This window comes from Colwellia sp. BRX8-5, from assembly GCF_014077325.1.
GTDB lineage: Bacteria > Pseudomonadota > Gammaproteobacteria > Enterobacterales > Alteromonadaceae > Colwellia_A.
The window spans coordinates 78,048-95,922 of sequence record NZ_JACGVR010000008.1 but is presented as its reverse complement, the minus strand read 5'-3'; the positions used below and the strand labels follow the sequence as shown (position 1 = coordinate 95,922).

The following is a 17,875-nucleotide window of genomic DNA, read 5'->3' as shown; positions in this document are numbered from 1 at the left end:
AGGAAATATATATGTCTGGTGAAAAAAACTTAACAAAATTAATCGCGTCAATGACGCCTGTTTTAGTCGAAAATGAATATGTGTTTGGCACTCTTGAGACATACGATTATCAACAAGTTTTGTTGCTAAACCCTTTAAGTACTTTTCAAGAAAAGGAAGGACTAACCGTTATATTGACGAAAGAAAAAGCCGATGAATTTGGCATTTCTTACTCTGGTGTTTTTAAATGTATTACATTGAATGTACATTCAAGCCTTGATGCAGTTGGGTTAACCGCTGCGGTTTCTACTAAATTGACGCAATCCAATATTAGTGCAAATGTGGTTGCTGCTTACTATCATGATCATGTTTTTATTGCCGTTAAGGATGCAGAACAAGCATTAATTGATCTTAACGCACTGACTCAACAAGGCATTGCAGGTTAATACCGTACTGGTTATTGAAAGGCATTACATGGTTTGTATACTGCTGAAGTATCTACTTTGTCAGAGGTTGCCTTTCAAATTTAAAACCCTAATGACTTCAATGTTGGCTTAGTTGCCAGTTAGGATAAATCCGCATCTATGACTTATGATTATGCTCAGTGGCCTAATAATATATTGATGCTAACGTCGCTTAATCGGAACAGTTACTATTATAAAAATGAGTATTAACGACTCTTTTTCAGAAATGATGATGATTTATTTCTGAAAGTTGGTGGTTAACCTAAATAACATTAGCTGGTCAATGTATTAGGTCGCAGTAGTCAATGGTAGAAATCGAAAGTTCTAATATAATTGGGTGGCATAACCGATGTTATTATTCAAAAAAGTAATGCCTAAAGAAGTACCTATTATTGAAATAAATGCCAATGTCGTTCAGTTTCGTTACAAATATGTTTTTTAACACTGGCCACCTTTTATCTAAACTATCGATTTAGTGGCGAATGCCAGATGACATGACTCAATTTAAAAATACTAATCTTAATCTTTATAAAAGACAGCTTAAAAAAAAACGCTCTTCGCCTTTTGACTAAACTGAGGCTTGAATTTTAATCTAGTCACGCTTTAACCGAATAGGTAAACTAGAAGAATCACCTATTTAAGATTCTTCTAGTTTACGGCAGGTATTATCAATTTTTTTAATTCGAGTGTTGCAACTTCTTTACCTTCTTTTTCTTGCTCTACTCTAAAAGGAATAAAGTTATGCTCGACACTTAACCAAAAATGGGTTTTTCTTGAGCTATTGGTTTTTACTCGAGAAACCTTTAACGTATCAACCAGCCCCATTGGTGTCTTAATTTTTTCTCTACCTGAATATTCAAATATATAACTTTTAACTGAATTATCATCATAAACAAAATATTCTAAATGCTGTTCTTTTTTTTGTAAGTCATGGCTCAATTTCTCGATAACTAATAACGGGTCGAGTATATTAGCTTTTAAAGCAAGCGACCATTGTTCAGCGGTATCGCTCCCTAAAACAAGTTGGTTAGCATAATCAAATTCAATCGTTTGATTCTTTGTCTTCTTAAATGTTCGCTCATCTTTGCTGGTATATTTTATTGGTTTTATCTGTTGAGCATCATATGAAAACTCACTAGATTCTTCGGTATTAATAACATAAAAATATTTTGAAGCCTCCGTTTTAAATGTCAATTTATACTGATTATCAGCAGTTTTTGATAACATCCGCTCTGCTGTTCCATATTTATCACCTTTTCGATAAACGGTATAATGCGCTGTATATTCTGCCAAAGTGGCATTATTCGCTACAGTGGGTTTCTCTGTACTTTGTGCATAACAACTGACCATAACTAAACAGGACAATATATAAGTTCGAATATAAGTTGAGCGTAAAAAATGAGAGTAGAGAAACATCCAAATAGTACCTTGTGGTGGTGATGCAGAAAAATCACATGGAAAACGTTCTCTTTTTAGCGTAAATCACGTCCAAGGTAAATTGATTTTTATCTTAAAGGCTATTTTCAGTTTAGCCTAAGCGAACCTTAAGTTTGTATTATTACTATGAAGACACTAACCCATAGGTGTTTTTATGAATTTAATAATTAAATATATCTCTTATTTCAACAATATAAAATTAACAACGAATCAATTATTGTTCTTTACCAGTTGCTACATAGCACTGATCTTGAATTTACCTTTTTTGATCAAATCCACAACGATTATTACGGCGCTTGATAACTATAATTTATTCTTTTTGGTATCATTGCCAATATTTTTATTAGCGTTAACCATGATCATTCAAGGGCTTTTTTCATTTAGATGGTTAACTAAACCTTTGTTGATCGCTACGGTGATTTGTTCTGCTTTAATATTTTATGGCACCATTTCATACGGGATCGTTTTTGATTACGGTATGGTGCAAAATACTATAGAAACCGACACGGCTGAAGCGTGGTCCTACATAAATTTTCACGCTATTATATTCTTTATATTTTTTGGATTGCTCCCCTCGTTCATTATTTATTCGGTACAATTAATTTATAAGCCCTTTTTCAAAGAACTGTTAAGTCGACTAAAAATCATTGGCCTAAGTCTTATCTCGGTCTTTTTAATAGGCGTCTTTTTCTATTCAAATTACGCGGCTGTTGGCAGAAATAATAAAGACCTTATTACCTACATCATCCCTTATAAAATGGTGGTTTCGTCATTCAAATTTGTCCGAAATCATTATTTTTATCCACCATTAGAATTTAAGGTCTTAGATACAACACCATCAATAGTGCGTGACAGTCAGAAAAAGCATGTCACCGTAATGGTATTAGGAGAAACAGCTCGCGCTCAAAGTTTTTCACTAAATGGCTATAGTAAACGGACTAACCCATATACCGAAAAACAAGGTGTTGTCTCTTTCTCAAATATGAGTTCATGTGGAACGGCAACGGCTGTTTCTGTCCCCTGCATGTTTTCAAGATTAAATAAAACGGGTTATGACAAACGTGTTGCGATGGCACAACAAAATGTTGTAGATCTTATTCACTTAGCGGGGGCTGACGTTTTATGGATAAGTAATAATAACGGCAGTTGTAAAGGCGTTTGCACGCGGGTAAAAACGAAACAAATAGACACTAACAAATCAAACCCTTTGTGTGATGGTGAGTACTGCTATGACGAAGCACTTTTAGCGCCCTTAAAAAGTAAGCTTAATGAACTAACCCATAAAAACACCATGATCATACTGCATATGATTGGCTCTCACGGACCCACTTATTTTAAACGCTACCCTAAAGACAAACGTATTTTCACTCCTGATTGTCAACGCAGCGATATTCAAAATTGTACACAAGAGCAACTTATTAACAGTTATGACAACACTATCGCTTATACCGACTTGGTACTCTCAAAAATTATTAATGAGTTAAATCAAGTGGCTGAGAAAAATGATATTGAAACTTCTTTGCTTTATATTTCAGATCATGGCGAATCACTTGGTGAGAATGGACTTTATTTACATGGTTTGCCCTACGCCTTCGCTCCAGAGGAGCAAACCCATGTTCCCATGATCTATTGGAACGACCCAATGCAAAATGACTTTGACCTTAATTGCTTGAAAACATCCGCAAAATCACCTATAACTCATGACAATGTTTTTGACACTTTACTTAGTATTATGTCAGTTCGAACAAAAGCATATTATATTGATAATGACCCTTTTCTGGCGTGTAAATCACAAGGTGCTATAGCACGCACCACTATAACCCAAGACAAATCAATGGAGATTCAAGACTAGTGTTTGACAATATAAATAAACCCAAAGGGTTGCATAGAGTCTATTTAGCGGCTTTAAATTCACTACGCGCATTTAAATGGCTTTACGCCAATGAGTCAGCATTTAGACAAGAGCTTTTACTGCTTATTATAGCCATACCACTGTCTTTTGTTTTTAATATAAGCTTCAAAGAACAAGTGATATTAGTTCTGGCGATTCTCTTTGTTATATTTACAGAAATATTAAATACCGCCATCGAAGCTGTTGTTGATAGGGTTGGTTTAGAGATTCATCCATTGTCTGGGCTTGCAAAAGACTTAGGATCTGCAGCAGTGATGATCAGCCTTATTGTCGCCAGTAGCATTTGGCTAATAATACTTCTGTAATGCTCATAAAAGCTTAACTTCAGTTTAAGTTAAGCTTTCCTTAAGTTTTATACTTTAAGGTAAGTATCGTGTTTTATTAGAGATATTAATAACGATGTTTACCTCTACAACCGCTTTAGTTCGTCCATTTTTACTGTTTGCATTATTATTAATTTTTACACTTTTTGTCGCTAGGCTTGGCTTTGCGATTTGGCAAATTGAACGTTTTACCGATTTTAGCAGTATGGTTACCCTGATACTTAATGGGCTAAAAATCGACTTAAGCACGCTAGGTTATCTATTAATTTTACCTGGAATAGTTCATCCCTTGCTAATGCTGTCTAAATTTCAAAGCACATGGCTTAGCGCGTTAAGAGCAATGTTTTTCTTTATTTTTATGGCAGTGCTCTTTTTTGAGCTTGCCACACCTGCATTTATTAATGAATATGGATTTAGACCTAACAGGTTATTCATCGAATATTTAGCTTATCCTGATGAAGTCATGAAAATGTTATTCAACGGACACTTATTGACCATAGTTGTATTATGTTCCTTAATGATGGTGTCTAGTCCGTTTATTTGGCGTACGGTAGGTAAACTCACTCGTACCAAAAAGCCAATAATTGCTGTAACGCCCTCATCATCATCCCTATCATTTATCATGCTCTTTATTGTGCTTTTTCTCTGCGCCAGAGGTACTGTAGGTCATCGCCCTATTAACCCGTCATTCGTTTATTTTTCTACCGACCCACTGATTAATTCATTAACCTTAAATTCAATCTATAGTGTTGCTCATGCCTATAAACAGTTCGGTAATGAAAAGTATGCATCAAAACTTTATGGCACTATGGCTACAGAACAAGTTATTAAACTTGTTCGCCAGGAAACTGGCTTAAATACACAAGTTTTTAATAATAATGCGCAACCTTCTTTTAGCGCTAGGGCACCCGTTTACCAAGGAAAACCTAAAAATTTAGTGATAATTTTAGAAGAGAGTTTAGGTGCGCAATTTGTTTCATCATTAGGAGGGCTACCACTTACGCCTGAAATTGATAAATTAAATACTGAAGGCTGGGCGTTCAAAAATTTATATGCTACCGGTACACGCTCTGTAAGGGGCATTGAAGCGGTTATTACTGGGTTCACACCAACGCCAGCTCGAGCAGTAGTAAAGCTTGATAAATCTCAGCATGGCTTCTTCACCATCGCAAGTTTACTTGAGAGAAATAATTACACCACGCAATTTATTTATGGTGGAGAAAGCCATTTTGATAATATGAAAGGTTTCTTTTTAGGCAATGGCTTTAGCGATATTGTTGATTTTAACAAAATACAAAACCCTCAGTTTGTCGGTTCGTGGGGAGCCAGTGATGAAGACTTGTTTAATCAAGCTGATATCGAATTAAGCAAATTACACAAAGGTGATAAACCTTTTCTAAGTTTTATTTTTTCATCCAGCAATCATGATCCTTTTGAAATACCCTCAGGTAAAATAACGCCACTAGCATATTCAACAGCGCAATTAGCTCTGTACGATTCAAAAGAACTATTGCGCCATCAGGCGATCCAATATGCAGACTATGCTCTGGGTAAGTTTATCGACCAAGCAAAAAAACAACCCTATTGGCAAGATACTATATTTATTATTGTTGCTGACCATGATGCTAGAGCGTTAGGAAACGACCTTGTTCCTATTAAAAATTTCCATATTCCAGGCGTTATTCTTAATTCAGGCAATAAACATTTATCTGATGAAAGAATTGTAAGTCAAATCGACCTTGCTCCGACCTTGCTGTCCTTAATGGGCGTAACTAACGATTCCCCTATGATTGGCCGTGATTTAAATAATACCCAGGTCAAAGGAAGGGCAATGATGCAATATGCCGATAACTTTGCCTATATGACCGATGAGAATGTCACAATACTGCAACCACAAAAGCCACCAGTAAATTTTGACTATTCTTTAAAGAAAAAGAAACTAGAACCTAAAGCAATTAACGCGAAACTTGCTGAGATCGCTTTAGCCCATGCTTTATGGGGAAGTTTAGCCTATGAAAATCAGTGGTATTCCAGTAAAACTGAGTGAAACACTGAGCAACACAACCTTAAGTTATTGATTTTAATGACTTATTAAAAATATCACTGACATATTTTCGTCAGCATTCCATTCGTGAGCTTTATTAAGTCGGCGGGGCTCAATTCTATTTCTAATCCTCGCCGGCCTGCACTCACATAGATAGAGGCGTAATGGTTAGCTGAGGCGTCAACAATTGTTCTCAGTGCTTTTTTTTGCCCAAGTGGGCTTACTCCTCCAAGAACATACCCCGTTGAACGTTCAACATCAGACTTATCAGCCATATTAGCTTTTTTAGCTCCAACAGCTTTTGCAATAAGCTTCATACTAAGCATAGCGGAAACCGGAATAATACCTACGGCTAAGCTTTTATCATCTAGCATTACCACTAAAGTTTTGAATATTCGTTGTTCGATGACACCTAATTTTTCGGCTGCTTCGAGTCCATAGGACTCCGCGGTTTCATCATGAGAATACTCATGTATTTTATGTAAAATTTTATTTTTTTTAGCTACATTGATTCCTGGTGTCATTTCAATATCCTAAGTGAGTAGCCTAAAGAAATCGCTGATAATTGTTGGCTAATATATTATTATAAAAACAATGTTCAAACTTAAAGAGCTTCTTTAAAGCGACTCTTTATTTTCATGCTGACAGTTCCAGCATATCTCAAAGGAAGCATCATTTGTTTCGGCGCAGCTTTTACATAGCCAGTCTTCGCCTTTGTTTGCCTGCTGATATGACGTTAATATCGTCGTCGCACGTTCAAAATCAGCCTCATTAACAAGCCAGACTTCTGGCCAAGCATCAAAAGCTGATATTTCACCTACGGCTCCTTGAGCAAATTCATTTTTAATAAAGCAACTTATTTGTTGTGCTTCAATAAGGTTTTTAACATTGTTAACCATAAAATGGTTTTCGTGAGCATAAAGCAGTTTCATCATTTCGCCCTAGTGATAGTTATTAATAGGTAGGGTGTAGTTAGCTAAAATATTAACCAATAAATTCATTATTACTTTGTTAATAACACTGAATTTACGCAAGTACGTGTTGGCTAATATGCTGATTAAATTGGATAAGATCGAAAGAACCTTTAATCTCAAATTTAGCCATACCGAGTTCACTGACATAGACTTCTATTTCACAATCTAAATCTAATGTGCCCGATGACTCAACTGAAAAAGCCTGTATTTTGCTATAAGGTAAAGAAGTATAGTCGACCTTTGAACCGGTAATTCCCTGAACGTTGGCGGCAATAATGCGCTTATTCGTGAATACCACTTGGTCTCTAATACTTTTAAAGGCCGCAAAAATTGACTCCCCCTCAATCATAAACTTGTGAAAGTCTTCTCTCGCATCTTCGATTTCTATTGGTTTTAATTTGAACACCGAAGAGTTTTTAAAATCTATCATAGTTAATCCTTATGTAATTAATTTTCGAATACCGTAATAAAAAGCATAGCTTTGCAGTATTGACAAACGTGACATTTATCTCCAACTTCATGGTTTCCCACGATGATGTTACGCCATAGCAGTATAGTTGGGGTGTGCTTGTACCCTATTGATCCACATTTGAATCGCAGGATATTCAAGCAGGTTAAAACCACCCTCTTCTGCTACGTGTGTATATCCATAAAGTGAAATATCAGCGGTAGTCAATGTGCTCCCGACAAGATAAGGTGTTATTTCCAATTGCTTCTCCATAATTCTTAGAGCTTTGTGACCCCCTTCTTGTTTGGATTGATATTCCGCTTTACGGTTATCAGGTAAACCAAGATATTTAGCAATAAACCTAGCAACAGCAATAAATGGCTCATGGCTATATTGTTCAAAAAATTGCCACTGCTGTACCTTTGCATTTTCATATCTATCTTTAGGTAACAGTGATGAACCTGAGGCAAGGTAATTCAAAATAGCGTTAGATTCTGATAAAAAACGTCCGTCATCGAGCTCAAGTAACGGAATTTTTCCTGTTGGGTTCTTTTTCAAAAACGACGCTGTGCCACTCTCACCTGCAAGTATATTAATATTAATCCACTCATGCTCTATCTTTAAAATTGAGGTGACAAGCTTAATTTTATAACAATTACCTGACTGAATATCCGCATATATTTTCACTAAATTATCCTTAAGCATGCCACGGTGCAATAATTGCTCGAACAATTATTATCGACAATATAAATAATAGCTTGTGTAATCAAACAGCGTAATACTTTACTGACTAGCTATGCCGATTACTCGTCCAACAACCAACCTTGCTCTACCGCATTATCAATTTGCTGACAAACATATAACCATAACTGAGGAGCGAGTCCTTCAAGAAAACTATTACGTTTTAGTACCTGTGATTTGTTAACCTTATGCTTAACCCAACTGCCCCCCTCATTCTTTATATTTTGTAAAAAGGGTAAAACGCTGTCTATGGCTTTAGCAAATCGAGCATCAACAGTTTCAGCTTCTTCGAACTCTAACCATAAGGCATTAAAAGCTTGAAATTGTTTATCCGGCAATAAACCAAAGATACGGGTTGCTGCAGCAATTTCTTTTTCTTGTTGCTCTGCTAGTGCTTGTTTATCGGAAAAAGCAAACATATCCCCTGCATCTATCTCGACAATATCGTGAATAAGTAACATACTCATCACTCGTGCTATATTGACCTTCTCTACTGCATACTCTTGAAGTATTTCAGCCGTTAATGAAATATGCCAACTGTGCTCTGCACTGTTCTCAAATCTATTTTTATCAGACTTGACCAGCGCTTGTCGATAAATTCCTTTGAGCCTATCTAATTCAATAATAAAATCTAATTGTTTATTGAGTTCTTCCATTGTTTTTCCAAAATGATAAGGTAAATGAAGCATAATTTGACGACAGTTCGCCGCCTATAGCATAAAAGATCGTGCTTAGTGGTGGTCAACAAATCATCAAATAATGGCGAGGCGGGAATGAGCAACTAAGTGGCGTTTAAAACCAAACCTTTCGATTGATTAATGATCACAAGTGAGAAGACAATTTCTGTTGCTCCACCAATAAATGCGCCAATGATAAAATTAGCACCTAACAATATACATAACATACCAGAAAATATCAGCACGCTTCCTAAAAGCCAATATATTTTTAAGCCATACAGCGTATTAAACACTAGATAACGTACACCAATGATCATCAGCATTATCGGATAAAACCATTCAACTTGCAGCTTTGCTACATAGAAAGCCAAAAATAAACCAACAAATAAGATAATTGTACTTTCTAATGCCAGTTTTCCAAGTGGATTTTTAGGATAGTGATTGCCAGGACGTTTAAAGTATTTTGACAATAGCATCGACAACGGATGGATAAACATACCGCCAAAGAATAATGCTAGCATACTCAATTGATTCGAATGCACTAAGGCAACTGAACCAGCAGCACACCAAATTAAACCAGAAACTAATACACCAATTCCACCATCAAAATATGAAAAGCGCATGTTTTCCTGTGCTGCTTCAAACTTCATCTAAACTCCTTAACTTTGCAATGCATGTCCTATTAACGGCAATTCACTAACAATAATATCCTTAACAAAAATATTGAGTAAAACCCTATAGCTAATACTTAGTGTTTGAACATTTTTTGTAAGCTAAAATGGATAGTTAAAGCACAAAAATTTGATTAATCAACAAAATATAACATTGGCCACTTTGAAAATACAACCGCTACATTTTTAACTTAGGTAAAAAAACACCTTAAATTAAGTAAAAAAATACCAAATATTAATTTGGTATTTATCTAAAGTTGACCAAGAGATTCAGTTTAACTTTTACTTCGGTAATGAATCATCAGTGAACCCGAAACATTACCAATAGAGAGCTCTTTAACCAGTTCATAATCAACTTCTTTAAAAAATTGTTGATATTTCTTTGTTGTCGCATAAACAGCAACCCCTTCACTTGCAGAGTGCTCTTCTAATATTGTATTGACGGCTGCCATAAGGTAATGACCAAAGCCATGATGTTGATGTAAAGGATGAATCGCAATAAAGGCAAGCATATGAAATTTCTTCATTGGTACAGCAGCAAGTACTGTTTTTTCTTTTTCAATCATCTGTTTGGTACTAAAGTAGCCAGCACCTAGCATCATCTTTAAACGCCAGTGCCAAAATCGCTCTGAACTAACACTTTCATCTGGGCTATTTAAACAAGCAACACCTACCATTGCCTCCCCCAAGTATAAGCCAACCATAGGTTGTTTAGCATGCCAAAAAGCACTTAACTCTTCTCGAATGGCTGCACGCAACTTTTGTTCGTAATCGTTGTTTTCATTGGAAAATATTTCTAGAAAAACAGGATCATCATGATAAGCTTGATACAATAAAGAGGCAGCGAGTTTTAAATCTTCACCTGACAAATAAGCAGCTTTTATATCAAGATTTTTTTTATCACGTATTACTTCTGACATACCTTGTCATCCTTGCGTTTATTATTTTTATTTCATCACCATAGCAGTAAAAAACGAATAAGGTCAAACAAAACTCCAACGCTTTCAAGCTATTTTCTTAAGACAAATATGTAATAATAAACCGTCGATAGCAGGTGCCGTTATAGTAAAAACATTAGGGTTTAGTTGTAAAGGTAGCACTAGCGGTTACCTTTACACTATAAACAATAACGATTAACCTGAAATGTTGCGTCTATAATCTGCACCATTACCCGTTTCTAATAAAACACCATCTACAAAATGTAAATATGTGCACTCGTCCTTAGTGGTTAAATCATCTTTATGGACACGATGAGTACGATAAAAGAGCACCTGTATTTCTTTACCGTCTATTTGGTATTTTTCATTGAAGTCGCCAAGCCCTAGCTTTTGCTTAACATCACTATAGCTGGCATTTAATTGAATTTTGTCAATTTTCTTACGGTTTTCATATTCACGATCGCCAAACGAAGTTGACATTGAATGCCCTTCATCACCGCCACCAACAGCAATAACACATCCCGTTAATGATAAAGTTAAAGGTGCCGCAATAAGTAATGCTATAATTGATTTTTTCATAAGTTTCCCTGATTAATATTTTATGTGTAAATATTTTATATAATTTAAACAACGTTATTGGTCTACAACTTACTTAATAGCAAGGGATAAACCAACTCGGCAACACATTGATATATATAAATAAAATAAAAACCAGGTAAACACGGCGAACATGTTTTGTGATATTCGCTAAAACATAGCCTCTTTGACAAGTAATTATAAATTTATGACCATAACTGACGAAATAACAATCATCGCTAATCAATTAGCTAATCAAGGTAAAAAGCCAACGGTAGCCTTGCTTAAAACCAAACTAAAAACACCAGTTCCACTGCCAACCCTTATATCAATATTAAGAAATTGGACCCATGACCCTAAACTGATCACATTAACCGGTGAAACTAAGAAGCTTGTTGAAAAAAATCAAACGCTAGCCTTGAACTCTCCAGAAATAGAGATGATGATAACTAAAGCAATAGCAACGGCATTAGAGCCAATAGAAACTGAATTAGCAGAGCTAAAAGCCCTGATCATTAGCCTAAAAAAAATATAAGTTAAGGAATTCTAGGGCTGAGCATATTAATAAAGCTAACCAGTGAGTCGGCCACTTTCTTATGCGCTTTAGCACCTACTTTTTCGACCCAGATCTCCCCGTTGTCATTGTTGACACTTAAAATCATATTATCGTCGTCGGTCAAGGCAAAAAATAAAGTTAATGGTTGCTTTAATTTCTGCTTCATTAATATATGCCCTATCACATTCTCTTGTAAACGTTGGAAGTCATCTTTGCTCCAAGCAAAAAGTAGTGATAAAGCGCCTTCCTCACAGCTTGCATCTAAGGTGTCGCTGTACAAACTGGTGAAATAGGTTTTAAAATCCGCGTTTATTGTTATTTCTAACGCTTTTTCAACATTATCAAAGTTAATCGGGTCGCTGATTTCACAAGGTTGCCAATATTGATGATTTTCATCATAATCATCTGATAAACATGGAGAAGGCCATTGTTCGTCTTTTTCTATAAGCGGTAAATGCTGGTAACGTTCTTGGTATTGTGATAAATATTTTTGTGAAAATAATGATAAAGATTGCATTAACTCGCATGGTGATGATTTCATCTGTTAAAAAGATCCTTTAAAATGTAACGACAAATAGCCAATAGACTAAACTAGCCATTGTATGACAAATTATAAAAACGCAAAAGTATTAAGCCAATTAACACTTGGAAAAGCCACTAATTATTGCAGTGAATATAACCCAGAACTCTTACAAGCGGTACCTCGAACTTTAAATAGAGACAGTTTAGCTATTCACGCCGAAAGCTTACCCTTTATTGGCGAAGATGTCTGGTATGCCTATGAACTTTCGTGGCTCAATAGCAAAGGTAAACCCATTGTTGCTGTTGCAGAATTTCGTTTTCCTTGCACCAGCACTAACATAGTTGAGTCTAAGTCATTTAAATTGTATTTAAATAGCTTTAATCAGAGTCGGTTTTCATCTTGGCAAGAGGTTGAAGATTGCTTAATTAAAGATCTATCCAATACCGCTGAAGGCAAAGCGGGCGTAAAGCTATTTCCTGTTGATAATTGCCCTGCACTGGAAATAAATCATCAGATTTTTTCTGAAAACACCCTATGTATAGATGATGTTGAACTTGATATTGATAACTATCAACTTGATCCAACGCTGCTCAACAATGCAAATATTGCAGGGGAAATTGTCAAGGATGAATCTTTAGTCAGCCATTTATTAAAATCTAACTGTTTAATTACTAATCAACCCGATTGGGCAAGTATTTATATTCAATACAGTGGTCAAAAGATTTCACCGAGCGCTTTGCTAGCTTACTTAATATCATTTAGACAACATAATGAGTTTCACGAACAATGTGTTGAAAGAATATATTGTGATTTAATGAAATATTGTCAAGTGACTGAGTTGACTGTTTTTGCGCGCTACACCAGACGAGGCGGTTTAGACATAAATCCATTTCGATCGACGTCTACCTTACACGCACCAACCGGAAGAACGCTAAGACAATAAACACTATTTGAGTTAAATCAATTATAAATCATTATCAATGCTGACTTTTTAGCATCTTAGGTTTACTATTAAGTCATATAATTTAAAAGTGTGTTCATTTTTATATTAACTATATTTAGCTATACTCAATGCAAATTTATCAAGTCCATTAGCCGATAAAGTACTTTACGGAAGACCGTTTTTTATGAGCAACAACCCAGCCGCCAACAAAGAAATAACATTACTGAAGAAAAAACTCGAACTCGCCATTACTTCACGTGCCGACGTAGAAAAAGATCTAAAATCACAGTCTTCACTGTTAATAACCTTTATTGAAAAGCTTTCTCTTGTATGCAAGGGCATGGATATTACGTTAGATAATAAGTTGGCTAAGTTACGACTTTTACTCAAACAGTCGGCGCCACTTGCTGACATTCAAGCACACATAGCCGCAACTTCACTTTTACTACAACAGCAATCTCAAATAAACATTTCAAATCTTAACCAATTACACGAAAGATTCCATATCGCTGGTTTAGCTTTGCAAAAAATCAATGGCTTACCTGCTGACTTACGACGTAAATTACGTAGTTTAATCACGGAGTCAAAAGATCCCAAAGATGCTGTTATACAATATGTTCCCTTGTTAAGTCAGTTATTAACCTTTTACGATGACGCCTTAGCAGCAAAGTTTATTGACGCTGCTCCTGTGGGGGGATTATTAGGACAACAGAACTCAACAACAAAAACGGTTAAAGTTAATAACGATGCCGAGCTGAAATACATCGCTCGTTTTGAAACAATTATTGCCGACTTAGTTGTCTCAGATAAACATGCAAAAGATATCGCTGTGATTAAGTCTCAGCTCAATGAAGGTATATCAAACAACAGCTTACTAGACAGTTTTTTGGCCGTATTTGATGTGATCATTGAAGATTTAAACGATGAAAGAAATACTGCAAAAGTATTTCTTTCAACATTAAGCGAAACCTTAACAACGGTACAGTTCGCAGTAAAAACAACACTAAACAGTTGCAAAGAATCTCAATCACAACATGGTTTATTAAATGAACAGTTGCAAAAACAGATTGTAGATATGGCTAATGGTTTAGATAAAGCCACGTCTCTAGCCGATATTAAAGTTGATATTAATGCTAAGTTAAAACTTATTGCTGGTACACTTTTAAAGAAAACAACCTTTGAACGTGAACAACAAGATGCTTTACACGGCCAATTATCGTCAATGACTGAAAAGGTCGAATTATTAGAAAAACAAAGCCGAAACTTTGAAAAACGTATTCAAGAACAACAAGCCAGAAGCTTACAAGACGCCTTAACTAAGCTCAACAATCGCGCCGCATTTGATGAATACTTCGCTAGAGAAATGGTGCGTTTTCATAATAAAAATTTCGACTTGGCTATTGTGGTAATGGACCTTGATAACTTTAAGCGTATTAATGATACCTACGGCCACACTGCTGGCGATAAAACCTTGCAAGTTATTTCAAGTACCTTAAAAAAACACATAGGTAGTGACGCATTTATTGCACGTTATGGCGGAGAAGAGTTTGTACTCGTATTCTCTGGTACCAATCAAGAAAACTTAATCGATAAACTTAACCGACTGCGCTTACAAGTCGCAAAATTACCCTTTAAATTTAAAAGTAATAAAGTGACCATCACCATTTCTATTGGCGTTACACATATCCAACAAGATGATAATGTCCATATGGCTTTTGAACGAGCAGATGGTGCACTTTATCAAGCCAAAGAGAAAGGCAAAAACAACGTTGTTTACCTATAAATATCGTCTGAAAATTCCGTTTTTTCCTGCAATTATCCATAAAAAGCTAATAACCTTGGTACGTTTCAAGTTATTAGCTTTACATTTTTCTGAAGGAGCTCAATGATGAATACGCAAATAAATCCTGTTGGCAATATGAACCTGCTCTCACAATCAGAAATAGAGCAACTTCAAAAATCAGCGAACAGTAAAACTTATCAAGTCTATCGAAATTGTTCACTCGCGGTATTAAATGCCGGCAGCCATACCGATGATGCCGAACAAATATATCAAAAATTTCAAGATTTTGAGATACAAGTTTTGCGCCGCGAACGTGGTGTAAAATTAGCTTTAACAAACCCACCTGGTGATGCCTTTGTTGATGGTAAAATAATAAGAGGTATACAAGAGCTTTTATCAGCGGTGTTACGCGATATTCTTTTTACCCATAATCGATACCAAGCCGATGCTAAACATACTCAGCAGATAACAGATCTTACATTTGATATTTTACGAAATGCGAATGTTATTATCCCTGAAAGCGATCCTAATCTGGTTACTTGCTGGGGTGGTCATTCTATAAACGATAATGAGTACAAGTACACTAAGGAAGTGGGTTATCAATTGGGCCTGCGAGGCTTTAATATCTGTACAGGCTGTGGCCCAGGTGCAATGAAAGGTCCCATGAAAGGAGCAACTATAGCTCATGCAAAACAGCGTAATAAAGACGGTCGTTATATTGGTTTAACAGAGCCAAGTATTATTGCGGCTGAGCCACCTAATCCTATCGTTAATGAATTAGTTATCATGCCTGATATCGAAAAACGCTTAGAGGCTTTTGTTCGAATGTCACATGGTATTGTTATTTTCCCTGGGGGCGCAGGAACCGCCGAAGAATTGCTTTATATTTTAGGTATTATGCTCAATAGCAAAAATGAAGCTCAAAAATTACCTATTATTTTGACAGGACCTAAAGAGAGCGCAGAATACTTTATTCAAATTGATCGCTTTATTGGCGCAACTTTAGGTGAAAAAGCACAAAACCTTTATGAAATTATTGTTGATGACCCAATTGCGGTAGCTAAAGCCATGCGTCATAAATTAAATGAAGTCATAACTTATCGCAAAAAAACGGGTGATGCCTTCCATTTTAACTGGTCTTTAGTGATTGAGCCCGACTTTCAACAGCCTTTTGAACCTACGCACGAGAACATTGCTAACCTGCCAATTAACTATGATTTAGACAAAGCGACATTAGCAGCAAACTTACGCCGTATTTTTTCTGCTATAGTAGCGGGTAACGTAAAATCGCAAGGTATTAGAGCAATCAGAGAGAATGGTCCCTTTGAAATATCTGGCGATAAAAAAATAATGAAACTAATGGATAATTTACTGGCGTCATTTGTTGAGCAACAACGAATGAAACTACCTGGCAGTAAATATATACCATGCTATAAAGTAATTTAAGGGTAAATGAATGTCCGCACATCTTGTATTAATTGATGCGTTGAATTTAATTAGGAGAATATACGCAGTACAAGAGCGTCCTTTTCTTTTTAATAACGAGCTTGCAGAAAACACCAAACAACAAGTCCTGTTTAATACTCAGATCGCTTGCGGACAAGCGTTAACAAAAATACTTGATCATCTACAACCTAGCCATGTTTTAGCGGTATTTGATAGTGATAAGCCTTGTTGGCGTTACGAGCTATTCCCTGATTATAAGAAAGGTAGAAAAAAAATGGCAGCACATTTGGCTGCCAGCCTTCCTGATATTCAAGATGAGTTAATGAAGCAACAAGTCGATTCATTAATACCAGAAGAAGATGAAGCTGACGATATCATTGCGACATTGGCGGTAAAAATGGCATTAAAAGATCAAAATGTTACGATCGTTTCGACAGATAAAGGCTTCCTCTCATTATTGGGTCCACATATCGGCGTTTATGATCACTTTAATCGTCGCCATCTTGATACTAACTTTGTACTAAGTAAATTCAATGTTAAGCCACAACAGCTTATGGATTTATGGACATTAACCGGTGACAATACCAATAAGATTCCAGGGGTTGCGGGGATTGGACAAGTCACTGCTGCACAGTTATTAAATCAGTATGGCTCATTAAAAAGTATACTTGAAGCAACTGATATTAAAGCAACATTAGCCAATAAGCTTGCTGAACATAAAGAACAAATTGCACTCAGCCAAGAGCTTATTACGCTCAAAAAAGACATACCACTGGGCTTTAATTTGAAAGATATTCGCCTTTCTTCATAGGGGAGTGAACAAAATATTTGTATTAAACCTTGTATAAATTAACTAAAATAATTAGCGCTTGTTAAGCTTCATATTTCAATATTGATCAACAATTTAACGGAAATTTTAATAAATGAATAAGAAAGTCATCTCTCGTATCTTAATCGCATTAGCCATTTACGGTGTTTTTGTTGCCCTAGTGGTAAACTTTTATGATGACAGTCCATCTGATATGGAATGGGGTGACCGCGAATCATATAACAAGCAATACATAGGTAAATTAACCTTAGAAAAGTTTAATTTCGACCAAGCGATAGAAGAATTAGGCAGTCCAGATATAACAGAGGCGAAAAAAGTTAATGAAGACAGTTTTCAAGTGACCTTTTATCGTACTCAACACGTTAAATCTGATGGATTTACTACCCAAGACGAATGTACCGCACTTTTATTTAAAAATGGCTCACTTATCGCTATTGGCAACACAGCTTACGAACAGTTTCAGCAACTATAAACTAACGCTGAAAGCAGCTTTAATAAAACAAAAGTCTAATAACGTTTCATTAAACGATCCTTTATACTAACAACTATAAAACACAATCAGGTAAAACCAAACGATGTAGGGTGCCTGAAAGGTTTTATCCTAGATTACA

The 17,875-nt window shown here is 35.8% G+C and carries 20 protein-coding genes; 10 read left to right on the top strand and 10 right to left on the bottom strand.

Translation table 11 applies throughout. From position 1 onward, the window contains the following. The first annotated feature begins 11 nt into the window (after positions 1-11). Positions 12-425, top strand: coding sequence for an ACT domain-containing protein (locus tag H4J62_RS08075; protein WP_182218556.1), 414 nt, complete (start codon positions 12-14; stop codon positions 423-425). Between the two features lie 666 nt (positions 426-1,091). Here H4J62_RS08075 and H4J62_RS08070 read toward each other — a convergent pair. Further along, a complete protein-coding gene (locus H4J62_RS08070) occupies positions 1,092-1,859 on the bottom strand; it encodes a DUF3108 domain-containing protein (RefSeq protein WP_182218558.1) in 768 nt (255 codons plus the stop codon). A gap of 175 nt (positions 1,860-2,034) precedes the next feature. Here H4J62_RS08070 and H4J62_RS08065 point away from each other — a divergent pair, with 175 nt between their 5' ends. The 3 genes from H4J62_RS08065 to H4J62_RS08055 all read left to right on the top strand — a co-directional run bounded on the left by H4J62_RS08065 (position 2,035) and on the right by H4J62_RS08055 (position 6,162). Further along, on the top strand, positions 2,035-3,732 hold the full coding sequence (locus H4J62_RS08065; protein ID WP_220467878.1) for a phosphoethanolamine transferase: 1,698 nt from the start codon (positions 2,035-2,037) through the stop codon (positions 3,730-3,732). Next, complete coding sequence (locus H4J62_RS08060) at positions 3,732-4,097, top strand: diacylglycerol kinase (RefSeq protein WP_182218560.1); 366 nt, start codon at positions 3,732-3,734, stop codon at positions 4,095-4,097. Before H4J62_RS08065 ends, H4J62_RS08060 begins: the two co-directional genes overlap by 1 nt. 94 nt (positions 4,098-4,191) lie before the next feature. Continuing rightward, positions 4,192-6,162, top strand: a complete 1,971-nt coding sequence (locus H4J62_RS08055) for an LTA synthase family protein (protein WP_182231322.1) — start codon at positions 4,192-4,194, stop codon at positions 6,160-6,162. Between the two features lie 53 nt (positions 6,163-6,215). On the opposite strand, the gene ybaK is transcribed toward H4J62_RS08055, so the two are convergent. From ybaK to H4J62_RS08015, 8 genes are all read right to left on the bottom strand, one after another. Then, positions 6,216-6,683 (bottom strand): Cys-tRNA(Pro) deacylase, encoded by a 468-nt coding sequence (ybaK, locus tag H4J62_RS08050; protein ID WP_182218719.1) that lies wholly within the window; start codon positions 6,681-6,683, stop codon positions 6,216-6,218. 93 nt (positions 6,684-6,776) lie between these two features. Then, positions 6,777-7,091, bottom strand: a complete 315-nt coding sequence (locus tag H4J62_RS08045; RefSeq protein ID WP_182218720.1) for a DUF2007 domain-containing protein — start codon at positions 7,089-7,091, stop codon at positions 6,777-6,779. 94 nt (positions 7,092-7,185) lie between these two features. After that, complete coding sequence (locus H4J62_RS08040; protein WP_182173093.1) at positions 7,186-7,563, bottom strand: PH domain-containing protein; 378 nt, start codon at positions 7,561-7,563, stop codon at positions 7,186-7,188. Positions 7,564-7,671: 108 nt separating this feature from the next. Then, entirely contained in the window at positions 7,672-8,268 is a 597-nt protein-coding gene (locus tag H4J62_RS08035) for a glutathione S-transferase family protein (RefSeq protein ID WP_182231321.1), read from the bottom strand. Positions 8,269-8,384: 116 nt separating this feature from the next. Next, entirely contained in the window at positions 8,385-8,978 is a 594-nt protein-coding gene (locus H4J62_RS08030) for an HD family hydrolase (RefSeq protein WP_182217558.1), read from the bottom strand. 125 nt (positions 8,979-9,103) lie between these two features. Next, positions 9,104-9,649 (bottom strand): DUF7010 family protein, encoded by a 546-nt coding sequence (locus H4J62_RS08025; protein WP_182217556.1) that lies wholly within the window; start codon positions 9,647-9,649, stop codon positions 9,104-9,106. Between the two features lie 296 nt (positions 9,650-9,945). Continuing rightward, positions 9,946-10,590, bottom strand: coding sequence for a GNAT family N-acetyltransferase (locus tag H4J62_RS08020; RefSeq protein ID WP_182217554.1), 645 nt, complete (start codon positions 10,588-10,590; stop codon positions 9,946-9,948). 213 nt (positions 10,591-10,803) lie between these two features. Then, entirely contained in the window at positions 10,804-11,187 is a 384-nt protein-coding gene (locus H4J62_RS08015) for a DUF3192 domain-containing protein (RefSeq protein ID WP_070376254.1), read from the bottom strand. A gap of 205 nt (positions 11,188-11,392) precedes the next feature. Between H4J62_RS08015 and H4J62_RS08010 the strand changes: the two genes are divergently transcribed. Beyond that, the gene (locus H4J62_RS08010) at positions 11,393-11,719 is read left to right on the top strand and encodes a hypothetical protein (protein ID WP_182217553.1); all 327 of its coding nucleotides are present in this window, start codon (positions 11,393-11,395) and stop codon (positions 11,717-11,719) included. 1 nt (position 11,720) lies between these two features. Here the strand turns inward: H4J62_RS08010 and syd are convergent, their stop codons facing one another. Next, the gene (syd, locus tag H4J62_RS08005; RefSeq protein ID WP_182217551.1) at positions 11,721-12,281 is read right to left on the bottom strand and encodes a SecY-interacting protein; all 561 of its coding nucleotides are present in this window, start codon (positions 12,279-12,281) and stop codon (positions 11,721-11,723) included. A gap of 61 nt (positions 12,282-12,342) precedes the next feature. Between syd and queF the strand changes: the two genes are divergently transcribed. From queF to H4J62_RS07980, 5 genes are all read left to right on the top strand, one after another. After that, a complete protein-coding gene (gene queF / locus H4J62_RS08000) occupies positions 12,343-13,206 on the top strand; it encodes an NADPH-dependent 7-cyano-7-deazaguanine reductase QueF (RefSeq protein WP_182217550.1) in 864 nt (287 codons plus the stop codon). Between the two features lie 184 nt (positions 13,207-13,390). Continuing rightward, positions 13,391-14,989, top strand: coding sequence for a GGDEF domain-containing protein (locus H4J62_RS07995; RefSeq protein WP_182217548.1), 1,599 nt, complete (start codon positions 13,391-13,393; stop codon positions 14,987-14,989). A 105-nt stretch (positions 14,990-15,094) separates the two neighbouring features. Beyond that, positions 15,095-16,435 carry a nucleotide 5'-monophosphate nucleosidase PpnN gene (ppnN, locus tag H4J62_RS07990; RefSeq protein WP_182217547.1) on the top strand — a complete coding sequence of 447 codons (1,341 nt, stop codon included), beginning with the start codon at positions 15,095-15,097 and terminating at the stop codon, positions 16,433-16,435. A 10-nt stretch (positions 16,436-16,445) separates the two neighbouring features. Then, complete coding sequence (xni, locus tag H4J62_RS07985; protein ID WP_182217545.1) at positions 16,446-17,246, top strand: flap endonuclease Xni; 801 nt, start codon at positions 16,446-16,448, stop codon at positions 17,244-17,246. 112 nt (positions 17,247-17,358) lie between these two features. Next, a complete protein-coding gene (locus H4J62_RS07980; protein WP_182217543.1) occupies positions 17,359-17,736 on the top strand; it encodes a DUF3192 domain-containing protein in 378 nt (125 codons plus the stop codon). The last annotated feature ends 139 nt before the right edge of the window (positions 17,737-17,875 follow it).

Bases quoted from the DNA above. Each gene is read 5' to 3' on its own strand.
- H4J62_RS08075 (WP_182218556.1), top strand. From the start codon at position 12: ATGTCTGGTGAAAAAAACTTAACAAAATTAATCGCGTCAATGACGCCT.
- H4J62_RS08070 (WP_182218558.1), bottom strand. From the start codon at position 1,859: ATGTTTCTCTACTCTCATTTTTTACGCTCAACTTATATTCGAACTTAT.
- H4J62_RS08065 (WP_220467878.1), top strand. From the start codon at position 2,035: ATGAATTTAATAATTAAATATATCTCTTATTTCAACAATATAAAATTA.
- H4J62_RS08055 (WP_182231322.1), top strand. From the start codon at position 4,192: ATGTTTACCTCTACAACCGCTTTAGTTCGTCCATTTTTACTGTTTGCA.
- ybaK (WP_182218719.1), bottom strand. From the start codon at position 6,683: ATGACACCAGGAATCAATGTAGCTAAAAAAAATAAAATTTTACATAAA.
- H4J62_RS08045 (WP_182218720.1), bottom strand. From the start codon at position 7,091: ATGAAACTGCTTTATGCTCACGAAAACCATTTTATGGTTAACAATGTT.
- H4J62_RS08040 (WP_182173093.1), bottom strand. From the start codon at position 7,563: ATGATAGATTTTAAAAACTCTTCGGTGTTCAAATTAAAACCAATAGAA.
- H4J62_RS08030 (WP_182217558.1), bottom strand. From the start codon at position 8,978: ATGGAAGAACTCAATAAACAATTAGATTTTATTATTGAATTAGATAGG.
- H4J62_RS08025 (WP_182217556.1), bottom strand. From the start codon at position 9,649: ATGAAGTTTGAAGCAGCACAGGAAAACATGCGCTTTTCATATTTTGAT.
- H4J62_RS08020 (WP_182217554.1), bottom strand. From the start codon at position 10,590: ATGTCAGAAGTAATACGTGATAAAAAAAATCTTGATATAAAAGCTGCT.
- H4J62_RS08015 (WP_070376254.1), bottom strand. From the start codon at position 11,187: ATGAAAAAATCAATTATAGCATTACTTATTGCGGCACCTTTAACTTTA.
- H4J62_RS08010 (WP_182217553.1), top strand. From the start codon at position 11,393: ATGACCATAACTGACGAAATAACAATCATCGCTAATCAATTAGCTAAT.
- syd (WP_182217551.1), bottom strand. From the start codon at position 12,281: ATGAAATCATCACCATGCGAGTTAATGCAATCTTTATCATTATTTTCA.
- queF (WP_182217550.1), top strand. From the start codon at position 12,343: ATGACAAATTATAAAAACGCAAAAGTATTAAGCCAATTAACACTTGGA.
- H4J62_RS07995 (WP_182217548.1), top strand. From the start codon at position 13,391: ATGAGCAACAACCCAGCCGCCAACAAAGAAATAACATTACTGAAGAAA.
- ppnN (WP_182217547.1), top strand. From the start codon at position 15,095: ATGAATACGCAAATAAATCCTGTTGGCAATATGAACCTGCTCTCACAA.
- xni (WP_182217545.1), top strand. From the start codon at position 16,446: ATGTCCGCACATCTTGTATTAATTGATGCGTTGAATTTAATTAGGAGA.
- H4J62_RS07980 (WP_182217543.1), top strand. From the start codon at position 17,359: ATGAATAAGAAAGTCATCTCTCGTATCTTAATCGCATTAGCCATTTAC.